The organism is Brevibacillus migulae, from assembly GCF_004521915.1.
GTDB classification, from domain to species: Bacteria; Bacillota; Bacilli; order Brevibacillales; family Brevibacillaceae; genus Brevibacillus_F; species Brevibacillus_F migulae.
The window spans coordinates 1-13,292 of the sequence record NZ_SDKD01000019.1; the positions used below are offsets into that span (position 1 = coordinate 1).

General features: G+C 48.9%; 12 protein-coding genes and 15 tRNA genes. 24 read left to right on the forward strand and 3 right to left on the reverse strand.

The genetic code is table 11. The features are described from left to right. Window positions 1-110: 110 nt before the first annotated feature. The 15 genes from EIZ37_RS19190 to EIZ37_RS19260 all read left to right on the forward strand — a co-directional run bounded on the left by EIZ37_RS19190 (window position 111) and on the right by EIZ37_RS19260 (window position 1,826). A tRNA-Asn gene (locus EIZ37_RS19190) sits at window positions 111-186 on the forward strand. Between the two features lie 3 nt (window positions 187-189). Next, window positions 190-265, forward strand: a tRNA-Thr gene (locus EIZ37_RS19195). Window positions 266-271: 6 nt separating this feature from the next. Next, window positions 272-345 (forward strand) — tRNA-Glu (locus EIZ37_RS19200). A gap of 78 nt (window positions 346-423) precedes the next feature. Then, window positions 424-499, forward strand: a tRNA-Val gene (locus EIZ37_RS19205). Window positions 500-582: 83 nt separating this feature from the next. Continuing rightward, a tRNA-Met gene (locus EIZ37_RS19210) sits at window positions 583-659 on the forward strand. Window positions 660-664: 5 nt separating this feature from the next. Then, window positions 665-741, forward strand: a tRNA-Asp gene (locus tag EIZ37_RS19215). A gap of 65 nt (window positions 742-806) precedes the next feature. Continuing rightward, window positions 807-882, forward strand: a tRNA-Thr gene (locus tag EIZ37_RS19220). A gap of 13 nt (window positions 883-895) precedes the next feature. Then, a tRNA-Tyr gene (locus EIZ37_RS19225) sits at window positions 896-980 on the forward strand. Window positions 981-1,016: 36 nt separating this feature from the next. Further along, window positions 1,017-1,092: transfer RNA gene (locus EIZ37_RS19230), tRNA-Lys, on the forward strand. A gap of 59 nt (window positions 1,093-1,151) precedes the next feature. Beyond that, window positions 1,152-1,238, forward strand: a tRNA-Leu gene (locus EIZ37_RS19235). 70 nt (window positions 1,239-1,308) lie between these two features. Then, a tRNA-Gly gene (locus tag EIZ37_RS19240) sits at window positions 1,309-1,384 on the forward strand. A gap of 39 nt (window positions 1,385-1,423) precedes the next feature. Next, window positions 1,424-1,500, forward strand: a tRNA-Arg gene (locus EIZ37_RS19245). A gap of 68 nt (window positions 1,501-1,568) precedes the next feature. Beyond that, window positions 1,569-1,645, forward strand: a tRNA-Pro gene (locus tag EIZ37_RS19250). Between the two features lie 15 nt (window positions 1,646-1,660). Then, window positions 1,661-1,748: transfer RNA gene (locus EIZ37_RS19255), tRNA-Leu, on the forward strand. Window positions 1,749-1,752: 4 nt separating this feature from the next. Continuing rightward, window positions 1,753-1,826: transfer RNA gene (locus EIZ37_RS19260), tRNA-Gly, on the forward strand. Between the two features lie 237 nt (window positions 1,827-2,063). Here EIZ37_RS19260 and EIZ37_RS19265 read toward each other — a convergent pair. Further along, window positions 2,064-3,197: a sensor histidine kinase gene (locus EIZ37_RS19265; RefSeq protein WP_134686401.1), complete on the reverse strand. Its 1,134-nt coding sequence runs from the start codon at window positions 3,195-3,197 to the stop codon at window positions 2,064-2,066. Between the two features lie 210 nt (window positions 3,198-3,407). Between EIZ37_RS19265 and EIZ37_RS19270 the strand changes: the two genes are divergently transcribed. The 9 genes from EIZ37_RS19270 (at window position 3,408) to ytfJ (ending at window position 11,354) form a co-directional block, all read left to right on the forward strand. After that, complete coding sequence (locus EIZ37_RS19270; RefSeq protein ID WP_134686402.1) at window positions 3,408-5,063, forward strand: M20/M25/M40 family metallo-hydrolase; 1,656 nt, start codon at window positions 3,408-3,410, stop codon at window positions 5,061-5,063. A 69-nt stretch (window positions 5,064-5,132) separates the two neighbouring features. After that, entirely contained in the window at window positions 5,133-5,786 is a 654-nt protein-coding gene (locus EIZ37_RS19275; protein ID WP_134686403.1) for a TerC family protein, read from the forward strand. Window positions 5,787-5,890: 104 nt separating this feature from the next. Next, complete coding sequence (locus tag EIZ37_RS19280) at window positions 5,891-6,475, forward strand: YkoP family protein (RefSeq protein WP_134686404.1); 585 nt, start codon at window positions 5,891-5,893, stop codon at window positions 6,473-6,475. Between the two features lie 53 nt (window positions 6,476-6,528). Further along, entirely contained in the window at window positions 6,529-7,596 is a 1,068-nt protein-coding gene (locus tag EIZ37_RS19285) for an MGDG synthase family glycosyltransferase (RefSeq protein ID WP_167569019.1), read from the forward strand. 88 nt (window positions 7,597-7,684) lie between these two features. Next, on the forward strand, window positions 7,685-7,885 hold the full coding sequence (locus EIZ37_RS19290) for an alpha/beta-type small acid-soluble spore protein (protein WP_134686406.1): 201 nt from the start codon (window positions 7,685-7,687) through the stop codon (window positions 7,883-7,885). A gap of 283 nt (window positions 7,886-8,168) precedes the next feature. After that, window positions 8,169-9,173 carry an S-layer homology domain-containing protein gene (locus tag EIZ37_RS19295; RefSeq protein ID WP_134686407.1) on the forward strand — a complete coding sequence of 335 codons (1,005 nt, stop codon included), beginning with the start codon at window positions 8,169-8,171 and terminating at the stop codon, window positions 9,171-9,173. Between the two features lie 54 nt (window positions 9,174-9,227). After that, complete coding sequence (locus tag EIZ37_RS19300; protein ID WP_134686408.1) at window positions 9,228-9,890, forward strand: DUF2953 domain-containing protein; 663 nt, start codon at window positions 9,228-9,230, stop codon at window positions 9,888-9,890. 389 nt (window positions 9,891-10,279) lie between these two features. Further along, window positions 10,280-10,804, forward strand: coding sequence for a hypothetical protein (locus tag EIZ37_RS19305; RefSeq protein WP_134686409.1), 525 nt, complete (start codon window positions 10,280-10,282; stop codon window positions 10,802-10,804). Between the two features lie 88 nt (window positions 10,805-10,892). Then, window positions 10,893-11,354 carry a GerW family sporulation protein gene (gene ytfJ / locus EIZ37_RS19310; protein ID WP_134686410.1) on the forward strand — a complete coding sequence of 154 codons (462 nt, stop codon included), beginning with the start codon at window positions 10,893-10,895 and terminating at the stop codon, window positions 11,352-11,354. A gap of 140 nt (window positions 11,355-11,494) precedes the next feature. On the opposite strand, the gene cysC is transcribed toward ytfJ, so the two are convergent. Continuing rightward, window positions 11,495-12,100, reverse strand: a complete 606-nt coding sequence (cysC, locus tag EIZ37_RS19315; protein WP_134686411.1) for an adenylyl-sulfate kinase — start codon at window positions 12,098-12,100, stop codon at window positions 11,495-11,497. Window positions 12,101-12,123: 23 nt separating this feature from the next. Then, on the reverse strand, window positions 12,124-13,266 hold the full coding sequence (gene sat, locus EIZ37_RS19320) for a sulfate adenylyltransferase (protein WP_134686412.1): 1,143 nt from the start codon (window positions 13,264-13,266) through the stop codon (window positions 12,124-12,126). Window positions 13,267-13,292 lie beyond the last annotated feature (26 nt).

Here is a 13,292-nt window from a genome sequence, read left to right on the forward strand (position 1 = left end):
TACTAATCGGTCGAGGACTTATCCACACACATCCTTATGCAACATTGCTGCGTATCCAGTTTTGAAGGTGCAAACCACATGTTGTGTATGTACCACGTATATTTTATTGTTCCTTGGTAGCTCAGTTGGTAGAGCAATCGGCTGTTAACCGATCGGTCGGGGGTTCGAGTCCCTCCCAAGGAGCCATATGCTCCTGTAGCTCAGTCGGTAGAGCGTTTCCATGGTAAGGAAGAGGTCGCAGGTTCGATTCCTGTCGGGAGCACCATGATCTGGCCCGTTGGTGAAGCGGTTTAACACAGCAGCCTTTCACGCTGTCATACAGGGGTTCGAATCCCCTACGGGTCACCTAGAGCCCCCACAAAGTGACGGGAAGCTTTGAAGCTGATTCCGAATACTTTGTGGGGACCCCAAAACAATTGATATGGAGGCTTAGCTCAGCTGGGAGAGCATCTGCCTTACAAGCAGAGGGTCGGCGGTTCGATCCCGTCAGCCTCCACCATATCTTTCAGGATGGAAAATGGAAGGTCAGCTAAAAACTGCGACGTCCTGTCGCAAACGCTGACACTCCGACACCCATGTCGTCGCGGGATGGAGCAGCCCGGTAGCTCGTCGGGCTCATAACCCGAAGGTCGCAGGTTCAAATCCTGCTCCCGCAACCAAATATGGAGCTGTGGTGAAGTTGGAGTTCACGCCGGTCTGTCACACCGGAGGTCGCGGGTTCGAGTCCCGTCAGCTCCGCCAGATTTTACAAATGAAAAAATCATTTAAAATCTGACGAAATGATGCTATAATAGATAAGTCACCTTGCCGGTGTAGCTCAATTGGTAGAGCACCTGACTTGTAATCAGGGGGTTGTGGGTTCAAGTCCTATCGCCGGCACCATTTTTTGCCTAATGGGGAGATAGCGAAGTGGCTAAACGCGGCAGACTGTAAATCTGTTCCCTCCGGGTTCGGCGGTTCGAATCCGTCTCTCCCCACCACTTTACGTATACCTGTAGATGCAGGAACGGTTTTGAGAGCCATTAGCTCAGTTGGTAGAGCATCTGACTTTTAATCAGAGGGTCGAAGGTTCGAGTCCTTCATGGCTCACCAGTTTTATACTGGCCCAAAAAGTTTCCGATTACTTTTCGGGGAGCCCATATTTAAAAAATGCGGTCATGGCGGAATTGGCAGACGCGCTAGATTCAGGTTCTAGTGGTGGCAACACCGTGGAGGTTCAAGTCCTCTTGACCGCACCATTTACACCCCAAAAAGTGAAGCAAAGCTTCGGAGGATATTCCGAGTACTTTTCGGGAACCCAGTTGTTATGCGGACGTAGCTCAATTGGTAGAGCGTCGCCTTGCCAAGGCGAAGGTCGCGGGTTCGAGACCCGTCGTCCGCTCCATGAAAAACGTCTAGACGTTTTTCATCATTAAACGTTTTTGTGCCCTTAGCTCAGCTGGATAGAGCGTTTGACTACGAATCAAAAGGTCGGGAGTTCGAATCTCTCAGGGCACGCCATATTGTAAGTCGACTAAAAGGGTCACGTCATGTGGCAATGTCGACACCAGGACATCCATGTCCGTCGTCGGGAAGTAGCTCAGCTTGGTAGAGTACTTGGCTTGGGACCAAGGGGTCGCAGGTTCGAATCCTGTCTTCCCGACCACTTTCAACATTTGCTGCCGGGGTGGCGGAATAGGCAGACGCAACAGACTTAAAATCTGTCGGGAGTTTCTCCCGTACCGGTTCAAGTCCGGTCCTCGGCACCAAAATGCGGGTGTAGTTCAATGGTAGAACTCCAGCCTTCCAAGCTGGTCGCGTGGGTTCGATTCCCATCACCCGCTCCATAATGAACACGTAAGGGTAATGCAGAAAATGCATTACCCTTTTTGCATTTTACAAACAGATAACGAGGCTTCGCGCACAAATGTCGAAATTTGGTGAAAATTAATGCTAGTAGAAACATATGTTTTCATGTACAGTAATTCTAGATCGTTTACCTAAGGTAGCGGATCTCTCTTACCTAGCCTCCCGCATAATTGCAGGAGGCCTTTTTATGAATCAACTGGGTCAGAGTGGCTAGATTATATCAGTGGAAGCGTAATAATAAATCGTGTTTTCTCAGCATTCGACTCACAGCGAATTTCACCGTTATGTTTTTCAATAATGTTTTTGCAGATGGATAACCCGATGCCTGTCCCATTACGTTTTGTGGTGAAGAAGGGTTGGAAGAGTTCATCCAAAATTTCTTTTGGGACTGCTTCGCCATTATTTTCCACGATCAGGGAGAGTTTTTCTTGATCGGTCGTTGCATAAATGTGAATTTGTTTGTCTGTTTGTTTGGAGACGGCATCAATCGCATTATGAAGCAAGTTCAGCAGCACTTGCTTTAATCCCTCTTCATAGCAATAGAGCGTACACGTAACGGAAATCTCCTTTTGCAGCAACACATTTTCTCCGACAAGCCTAGGCGTAATGAGGAGTTCTACATCATTCAGCAATTTGATCAAAGAGGTTTCTTTATATACTTCGTCTAAAATCGGTTTTTTGGAGAAACTGAGGAAGCCGGTGATTTGCCGATGAAGATTTTCAAATTCATGCATGATCACGTCAATATAACTTTGCAGCTTCGGTTGATCTTTGGTGGATTCACCGATCAGTTTTAAAAATCCCTCAATCGCGCAGAGCGGATTGCGAAGCTCATGAGCCATATTGGCGGCAACCTTCCCGAGGATGGTCAGCTTGTCATTGTGTAGAAAGGAAATGGTCTCTTCTTTTTGGGTCAATTCTCGGTTGATTAACTGCTCATAATGATAGGTTGCCCAATACACACTTTCATCCATGGCATGTCCAATTCGCTTTTCCAAGAAGAGAATATCGTCCTGGGTCAGATTCCAAGCTGTGAGAGAAGAGCGCAGCACATTCCAAAAAACACTGCGGTACAGTTGGTACACCCGCAGGATCGCAGAAAACGGATAGCGTTGGGAACGCATCCACTCACTCATTTCCAAAGCCCATGCCTGCAGAGGTGCATCGACATTCTCTACCAAGGAGCGTGCAATCAATATCGTGCGCTTTTCTGCATAATCCCGAGGGATCGACATGGGGAAAATAGCATGTTTTTCAACTTCTCGAAGCCATTCGGCAGTAATCGCAGGCGACATCATTAATATCTTTTTCGTAATTTCCTCAATATTCATCGCAACAGTCTTGAGCATAGACCTCCCCCCCACATTATCGTAAAGGATAGAGGGCCATTTTTACAAGGTAACAAATTCCTAAAATTTACAAAAAACCAGACTTTTTTCCGACAAAGCCTTGGAGAATTTTGCGGTTTTTATCGTATTTGGCAAGCAGGTGGCAGACAATGGAAAAAGGAATATCAATATGGAAAATGATGTAAGTATGGGGCGAAAGGGGACTCATTCATGCAAAAAAATTGGCAGGATCCACGATATTGGACACAATGGTTGGTGCAAATGGAAAGTGTCGTCAATACTCCGGGAGAGGCTCATATCGCGGAACAACTGTACCAAGCGCTCAAGGAGTGGCCCTATTTTCAAGAGCACCCGGAGTATTTGTGGCTGCATCCGACCGGGGAAGCTGCGATTACGCGTTATAATGTCGTGGCCCTAGTCCGCGCCGAGGCGCCCACGAAAGAAACGACCATGCTGGTAGGACATCTGGACACGGTTGGGGTTGACGACTATGGCCAGCTTAAAGCCCTCGCGACACAGCCTGAGGCACTGCGCGAATCCATGAAACAGCTGGAGCAAGTGCCGGAGGAAGTAAAAGCCCATCTGCATGACCCGGATTGGATGTTTGGCCGCGGCTCGGTGGATATGAAAAGCGGAGTCGCTGCAAATCTGGCCGTACTGTATCATTTCTGCGAGCATCCGGAAGAAAGAACGGGGAATCTGCTGCTGGTCGCAGAATGCGACGAGGAAGACAGCTCTAATGGCATTTTGGCTGCCGTACCTTTTATCAACAAACTTGCTGAGCGGGAAAACCTGGAGATCACCGCGGCCATTAACAGTGATACGGTAATGGCACGTTATCCGGGAGATCCACACCGCTATATTTATTTGGGGACAGTGGGAAAACTGTTGCCCAGCTTTTACGTGAGCGGGAAAGAGACTCATGTGGGGCAAGTCTTTGACGGATTTGATCCCAATCTCATCTTGTCCGAGCTGACAAGGGAGCTCGACTACAACCCTGAGCTGTGCGATGAGCTTGCCGGAGAAATAACGCCTCCGCCCGTCAGTCTCAAGCAGACGGATCTCAAACCGTATTATGATGTTCAGACTCCTCTTGCAGGCTTTGCTTATTACAATTTTCTGGTCCATTCCTGGTCTCCCAAGCAAGTGATCGATAAATTGAAGGAGAAGGCCACTGCCGCCTTTCAGCGGGCCATAGAGAGCTACACAGCCAGATACCAGACGTATTGCGAACGAGTCGGGCAGCAGCCGACAGAAATCAAGCTGCAGCCGCGTGTATACACGTACGGAGAGTACTTGCAAGCCTTGCTGAGCATTCATGGGGAGTCATTGGCATATGCACTGAACAGACATGCTGAGACACTCATGCAAGACACGTCCTTGGATATTCGCTGGCACTGCTGCCGCATGGTCGAAGAACTGCATCGCTGGGACCCCGATAAGGACCCTGTTTGCATCTTGTTTTACTCCTCGCTCTATTCACCGCGGGTAGCCCTTTCCGATGATAATCCGCGTGATCGACGACTGAAGGAAGCGGTAGAGCATGCCGTGGAAGCGATTCAGCCCAAGTACGGCAATCCGATCGAGATCCGCCAATTTTTCCCCTATATATCCGATATGAGCTTTGTCTCGTTGAGCGATGACCAGTCGGGGATCGAAGGCTTTACAGCGAATATGCCGGCATGGGGGAATCGCCATCACGTTCCGTTTGATGAGATCCGCAAGCTGAATGTGCCGATCGTCAATATCGGTCCGTATGGTTTTGATGCCCATAAGAAATGGGAGCGTGTCGAGATTACGTATTCGCTGGATATCGTACCCGAGCTGATGAAGCAGACCATAGCTCATTTGTGGAGGAATAAGTAGAAAAGTTCTTCATGAGTTGCCCTTTCCGCGCATAAGAGTAAAAGGACAAAGCACAAGCGGGGGAGAGGGATGGACGGCCAATTTTGGGTTCATTTTTTGCAAATCATGATGATTGACCTGATGCTAAGCGGGGATAACGCAGTAGTCATCGGCATGGCATGCAGAGGGCTGCCGCCTAGTGAACGGCGACGGGCAATCATTTACGGGACCTCTGGAGCGATCCTGATTCGCATAGGATTGACAGGGATGACAACATGGATGCTCGACATCCCTTTAATAAAGGCACTGGGTGGACTTATGCTTCTGTGGATTGCCTATAAGCTAATCGTCGGAATGGAAGAGGAGGAAAGTGAAGTAGCATACAGCACCACGCTTGGTCAGGCCGTTAAGACGATCATACTCGCGGATTTTATCATGAGTCTGGACAATGTGCTGGCGGTAGGCGGGGTAGCGGATGGGGATATCATGCTGGTTGTGTTTGGCTTAGCATTCAGTGTGCCGCTGCTCATGTGGGGGAGCGCGTGGATCTCACGGCTAATGGAAAAATACACGGCGCTGATTTATGTGGGAGGAGCGATTCTTGCCTATACGGCGGCAGAGATGTGTTTGCAGGATCCATATGTGTGGCAAATCGCCAATCGTTTTTTGCTCAACCATGCTTGGACGCCTGTCATGGTCGCATTCTTACTTGTCTTGATCGGTCGGTGGAAACGAGTTCACTGAAAAAAAGCTGCAGGAGACGCAAATTTCGTCGGAACTGTAGCTTTTTTTTCTTGATGGGAATAATGAAAAGGAAGATCACACCACGAGAAGGAGTAGGATTGCAGATGAATACGGGCATTTTGCTTCTGTGGGGCATATGGGACGCCTTGTATCAGCGCTGCACCAGGCTACGCTATATCGAGAAAGGAAAAAACATTTTTCGCATCGTCCTGTTGCCTTACCGAGGGGAGAGCTTGATCACATCTGACCAAAGGCAGATCAACCGCGGGGATATGATCATCAAGCTGCATATTCACAATTATTTGTTTGCCCGCCTTTGCCGGGATGTAAAAGATGAAGTGCGGCTAGTCCTCATGCTGCGCAGGCATATCGTCCATTCACTGCCGCAGCTCGCTGATTATCTGCGGATGCTGCCAGAGAGAGACCAGATCAAGGGAATTGTAGGGACAACCATGCTGCACAAAGGGGTTGAACCGCTTGGATTCACTGTTTCTGATGTTCCCATGAGCTGGTTTTTTCGTTACAAAAGGTGGTATCTGCGGCTAATGCTGCGCATCATTCATCCCCAAGGGAAAGAGAGAGTCATGAACTGGAACGAACATATGCCATTAAAACGAGTGTATATGTCAAAGGAAGAGCTGTTCCGCCGTTATCTGCCTGTCGAAGAGATCGGGGAAAGCAGTCGATGACTACTAAGCGTGTATGCATTGTGACAGAGGGTTGGGCTGGAAGCGGGCACCGAATGGCTGCTTTAGCACTACAAGAAGCTTTGCTGGAGAAATCCGCGCAGAGCAAGGTGGAAGTTCTCGACGGTCTTCATACGATAAGTCCCTTATTACGCAAAATATCACAAGCCTCCTATTTGGGGAGCCTTCGTTATTTTCCAAAAGCATGGGATCGGGCCTATGCACGCAATCGCTTATGGAGTGCCACCCTCAAAAAGCCACTTGGGGTCATGTTAGGCAAGCGGATGGTGAAAAGAGTCATCGACCCGTACCGGCCGGACATTGTGGTGGCTACACACGCCTATTGCTTATCTGCATTGGCGGAAGCAAAAAAACATGCAAGGGTCCCCTTTTCATTGGTCAGTGTATGTACAGATTTTCATGTGAATGACTTTTGGATTCATCCATCGATCGATGCGTATGTGGTAGCGAATCAAGAGATCGGACAGGCCATGCAGCGGACCCATGACGTACGGCCTGAATCGATATTTCCATTGGGAATCCCGTTGCGCACATCGTTTGCCAAAGAAAGCGGGAAGCACAAAAAAGAGTGGCGGGAGCAGCTGGGACTAAGAGGAAATCAATTTACCATTATGATTAGCGGGGGAGAAGGCGGCTATGGGAAAATCAGAGAGGTGCTGGAGCGGCTCATCCAAATGGGCAGACCGCTGCAAATCCTGGTGGCAACCGGAAAGAACCGGGAGCTGCGCCAACAATTATCGCAGATCATCGCGAGAATAACGTCTCCCCACTCTGTACATGTCTTGGGATACATCAAGGAAATATGGGCTTATATTGGAGCTTCCGACGTCATGATCACCAAACCAGGAGGAATCACCTGCTCGGAGGCATTGGCCATGCAGACACCCCTGATCCTGTATGATCCGCTGCCTGGGCAGGAACGGAAAAATAGTCAATTCCTCTGTGAGCATCAACTTGCCTATGAGGCAAAACATGTGGAGGATATCGTGCAAATACTGGAACGCTGGCAAAGCAAGCCAGAAAATGTACAAGCCCAAAGCTTGGAACGCTTCTCACGACCGGATTCCGCTTATCGGGCAGCGGATTTGATTTTACATCTATAAAATGGAAGGATAGTAGGAGTGAAAAACATGAATGAAACCCCCCTTACTCAGACATATTAAGTGTACAAATGACAAGGAGGTGATAGATATGCCGAACAACGGATCCCGTAACAACCTGCTGGTACCGCAAGCGAACCAAGCTCTGGATCAGTTGAAGTATGAGATTGCAGCTGAGTTTGGTGTTCAATTGGGAGCAGATACTACATCTCGTCAAAACGGTTCTGTCGGTGGAGAAATCACCAAGCGTCTGGTAAGCTTTGCTGAGCAAAACCTTGCTGGCCGCGGCTAATATCCATCCGATGACATCTAAATAGTTGGATGTGGAAGCCCTTGGCTTTATGCCAGGGGCTTCTTCCCTGTTCGTTGGAAAAATTTATGGCTTGCAATCAAAGGCTCGTCCGGTAAAATGGAAAATAGGTTTCTACATACCTTGGCATCCCTTACCAACGAATGTTGGCAATCCTGGAAAGATAACGTCGATTTTTGGAGGATATACAAAAAATCACGAATCTTCTGGAGATCAAAGTAGAGAAACAGGCGGTATGCCGTCTGTTCTCAAAAATCGGAGGGTGATGAGAATAAAGAAGCTGATACTAGCCTCTATGACGGCCATGCTGTTAATGGGTATGCCAGTCGTACAGGCAGAAGAGGGAAGCACACCACAACAAACAGAACAAAAGGAAGTAAGCACACCATCCTCTTTTACGGACATTCAAGGACATTGGGCACAGAAAGAGATCGAGCAGCTGTATGCCAATGGTGCGATTCAGCCCAATGAAACAGGGTTTTTCCGGCCGGATGATACCGTTACGCGCGCAGAATTAATCACCATGTTTTTGGCTGCCAAGGGCATTCAACCGATGCCAGATGATTCTGCACAATTTGCGGATGTGCCAAATGATAGCTGGCTGGCGCCCTATGTAAAAACCGCATATCGACTCGGGTATTTTCACGGTACCGAGTTGAATGGACAACTTTATTTTAAACCAGATGAGCCGGTTCAGCGACAAGAACTGATTTCCATTCTGCTGCAGGCCAAAGGGGACAGCGGCAAAGTAAATCAAATGCTGTGGTCAACCACGATCAAAGCTTTGCAGCCGTATGCGGATGGACAAGAGGTGGCGCAATGGGGTCAGCGCGGAATCGTTTACGCATTGCAAAATAACATCGCCAGTCCTTACAGCGATGGAACCCTGCAGCCGACCAAGCTGATGACACGTGCTGAGGCAGCGGTTTATGCGTACCACCAATTGCTGGATGAGCAGAAAGGCACGTTGCCGCGTTTAGCACAGCTCACGACCCCGTACAAAAAAACGTTGTCTGTAGAGACCACTGCTTATGCTGAAAGTAATGTAAAAGCCTATCTGGGCTGGCCGCTGCGCGAAGGAATCGTAGCAGTGGATCCAAATGTGATTCCACTGGGGACACACCTGTACATTGAAGGCTATGGATATGCAGTTGCTGCCGATATCGGCGGTGCAGTAAAGAATCAACATATTGATGTATTTTTGCCTTCGCTTCAAGCTGCTCTCGCTTATGGAAGACAAAAGGACACCAAGGTATATATACTGGATTAAAACATATTCCCTGACTTATCCATCCATACTAAGGGTGGAAAGGCGGGGATTTTTTTGTTGCTATGGATTCTGTTGGCGATCGCAGCGCTATTGTTTCTCCTCTTTATCACGCCATTGCGCATCCATATCCTTTATGAACGCAAGAAAGAAAATGATCAGGCCAATATTGAAGTGACCTGCTGGTTTCGGCTGATTCGTCTTCGGTACGAGCTGCCGATGGTAAAGCTGAAAGCGGAAAACGGCAGTCCAGAAGTGGAGGCAAAGCTGGAACAAAGCAATCCGGTAGCTTCGGATCAGAAAAAACACAGCGTCGATGCGCCTCAGGCGAAACGCTGGCATCGCCGATATCAGGAACTGCTGGCAAATGTTCATGATTTCCAGGACATTCTCAAGCGCATGCTTAAACACGTGCGCTGTGAAAAGCTCGAATGGGAAACCAGGCTTGGATTAGGAGAAGCGATGGGAACTGGCGCAATCACGGGTATTGCCTGGGGCCTGAAAAACCTGATTGTGGCCATGATCGCCCACTACGTAACCATGCGGACGACTCCTCGTGTCAGCATCCAGCCAGAATGGAACAATCAATTGCTGCACACGCATTTCCGCTGCATACTCCGATTTATGGTCGGACACGCTATGATAGCAGCGGTACGCATTTTCGTGAAATACTTGAAAGGGCGGGAGCAAAAATGGCAGACCACCCCATCCGAAGTTTGATGAAAATGAGTCGGTGGATAATATAGAAACCAAGGATGGGTGGGGACAACTAAGGTCTTCATTTCATCGAGGGTCTTTTTTTGAGGTTCCGAAATGTGGGGAATCGTTCTTCTCATCAGCATAGTGCTCACGGCGACTTTCATCAAAAGGGCATTTTCGCTGGCAGTTTACTTTCACTGGCTGGAGTACCTTCTGGTTACGTTTTGTTTCCTTGGCATGAATACCTGGTTATTTAATTTTTATTTAGCCGGATACCCTTCGCTTGGATTAACGGAAAAATACTTGCCGTTCGCTATCGTCACAGTCCATTTTGTCATCATGTATCCATTGACATTTTTATGGGTAGTAGCCCTGTTTCGTACGAAAAAATCATTCGCAGTCAGATATGGTTGGCTGATCACAAGTTTTATGACCCGTTAACGCCTGTGGTCTTCGATAAAAACGAGTGGGCTGTCATCGTTATCTTTTTCCTGACCGAGGGGACGGCCACCTATCTTCATACAAAGCATCGAGTCATGAGAACAGCCGAAGGGTTAGCTCTGATCTTATTTAATGTCTACTTTACCTCGTTGCTCGAGTTTATACTGGCGACAAAGCCTGTTGATCTATACGATACCATTGATCGAAACTATGGCGAATTGTTTGACCTTCCGCTGGAGATGGTCACCTATCCCGTTACGATGTATATTTTTATGCATGTTTTCCTTGCGTGGAGTCTGAAAAAGCGGCATATCGTCCTTCTGGGAGCAGCCTTGCTTCTCATCTTGGAATGGATAACCATGCATTTTTTCTCGTTATTTACGTACAAGGGCTGGAATCTGATGTATAGCTACTTTTTTTACATGTTTGTCCTGACGATTAATGTGAACCTGACCGAATGGTTGCACAAGCGAGTGGTTACAGGACACGAATAATCGTGGCGGATATACATTAGAGCGTATGGTTTAGGGAATTATAAAGCAAGCTTGATATTCCAGCATTTGATGATGAGGAGGGGTTTTGGTGGCTGATCATCCGATTCAAGGATTAATGCGAACTACACTAGAAAATTTAAAGCAAATGGTTGATGTGAATACCATCATTGGCGAGCCAGTCGAAACGCCGGACGGCAGTGTCATCTTGCCCGTTTCCCGCGTTGGTTTTGGTTTTGCGGCCGGGGGAAGTGAGTTTGAATACAGCAATAGCAATACCGCATCCATCAGTCATCCGTTTGGCGGCGGGAGCGGGGGCGGCGTTTCTATTACGCCAGTAGCTTTTCTCGTCGTCGGGAAAAACGGAATTCGCTCCATCCCCTTGGAAAATTCGACGCATCTTTATGATCGGATCTTGGATTCCGTGCCGCAAATGGTGGAGAAGGTTCAGGATATGCTAGGCAAAAAAGACAAAAGCCCGATGGTACCTACCACTACGATCATTACGGATACGAACGACCAGGATCTTGATGAATTAATGGATCGCAGTTGACGGGAAAAGTATGAAAAACTTCAAAAGAAGCTCTCTCGAAGAAGCCGTCGAGTCTTTCTTTTGCGGGAGTTTTTCATGCTGTATCAGGATGAGTAGTAAAAAAGGAGGTATGCCCAGACTGGCATTACCTCCTTTTTGTATCAAGGATGACGGATGTATCCATTTGTCACCAGGTAATCATAGATCTGTTCGACACAGTCTGAAATGCTCCCACGATCGCTGGCAACGGTGATTTCAGGCGCTTCCGGTGCTTCATAGGGAGCGGATATCCCCGTAAATTCAGAAATTTGTCCTGCGCGTGCTTTTTGATAGAGTCCTTTTGGATCACGTTGTTCACATGTTTCCAGTGCGCAATCTACAAACACCTCAATGAATTCACCTTGGTTGACCAAGCTCCGTGCCAGTTCCCGATCGGCACGATAGGGAGAGATAAAGGCGGTCAACACGATTGTCCCGGCATCCACAAATAGCTTGGCAACCTCAGCGATCCGTCGGATGTTTTCGCTCCGATCCTCTGGCGAAAAACCGAGATCACGATTGAGGCCATGACGAATGTTATCCCCATCCAGCAGATAGGTATGGATGCCAGCACCATGGAGTCGATGCTCCAGCGCATTGGCGATGGTCGATTTGCCTGCGCCCGACAGACCGGTAAACCAGAGAATGGCGCTTTTATGCCCGAGCTTTTGCTGGCGATCCGCCTTGCTGACGGTTGCCTCATGCCAGACAATATTGGATGTACTCATACACTGCCTCCTGTTTGATCAGTCTAGTTTTGCACGGTCGCTCGAACGCCGCGAATCAATACTTCCACGACCTCTGGACGACTGAACTCCGGTGGCGGCGCGATTCCCTCGCTGAGCATTTGCCGTACCTTTGTACCGGAGAGAATCAAGTGCTCGGAAGCGTCATGCGGGCACGTTTTGGTCGAGGCCATATTCCCGCATTTTTTGCAATAAAAGCTGTGCTCGAAGAAGAGAGGAGTAATGCCCAGCTCTTCTGGCGTAAATTCACGGAAAATCAGCTGCGCGTCATACGTGCCGTAGTAATTGCCCACGCCTGCGTGATCCCTGCCCACAATGAAGTGGGTGCAGCCGTAATTTTTGCGGGCGATCGCATGGAAGATGGCTTCGCGCGGCCCGGCATAGCGCATGGCAGCAGGGAAAACAGCCAATTGCACACGGTCCTTTGGATAGTATTCATTCAGCAGCACTTCATAGCTTTCCATCCGAATGGCTGCAGGGATGTCATCAGACTTTGTCTCCCCGACGAGAGGGTGGAGCAGCAAGCCATCGACAATTTCCAGAGCCGACTTTTGGATGTATTCGTGTGCGCGATGGACCGGATTGCGTGTCTGGAAGCCGACGATGCTGTTCCAGCCCTTTTCCGCAAAGAGGCGGCGAGTTTCCGCCGGATCGAGCTCATAAGCAGGGTAACTTTTGGCAGAGCGGCGGTACAACGTAATGTCGCCTGCCAGATACACGTCACCCCGACTCATCAGCTTTGCGACACCCGGATGGGCGAGTTCCGTCGTCCGATACACATGGCTGGCTTCCTGTCCTTTATCGGGGCGATAGATTTCGGTCAGGTCCAACGCGCCATAGACGATCCCTTGATGGGTGAGCAAGAAACGCTCTCCGATTTGTAAGCCAGCTGCTTGCTCCTCGGTAACCGGCAGTGTAATCGGGATGCTCCAGACCGTGCCGTCCGCGAGTCGCATGCGCTCGACGACGCTTTTGTAATCGTTGCTGCCAAGAAATCCGGTTAATGGACTATATACGCCAATCGCGATCAATTCCAGATCGGACAGTGCAACGGCATCGATTTCAATGGGGGGGAGGGATGCAGGAGGCTCCTGATTGTCCGCGATCCGGCGAATTAACGTACCTCCATGAGGAATGCTTACAGCCATCTTTGGTTCTCTCCTTTTTCCGTAGG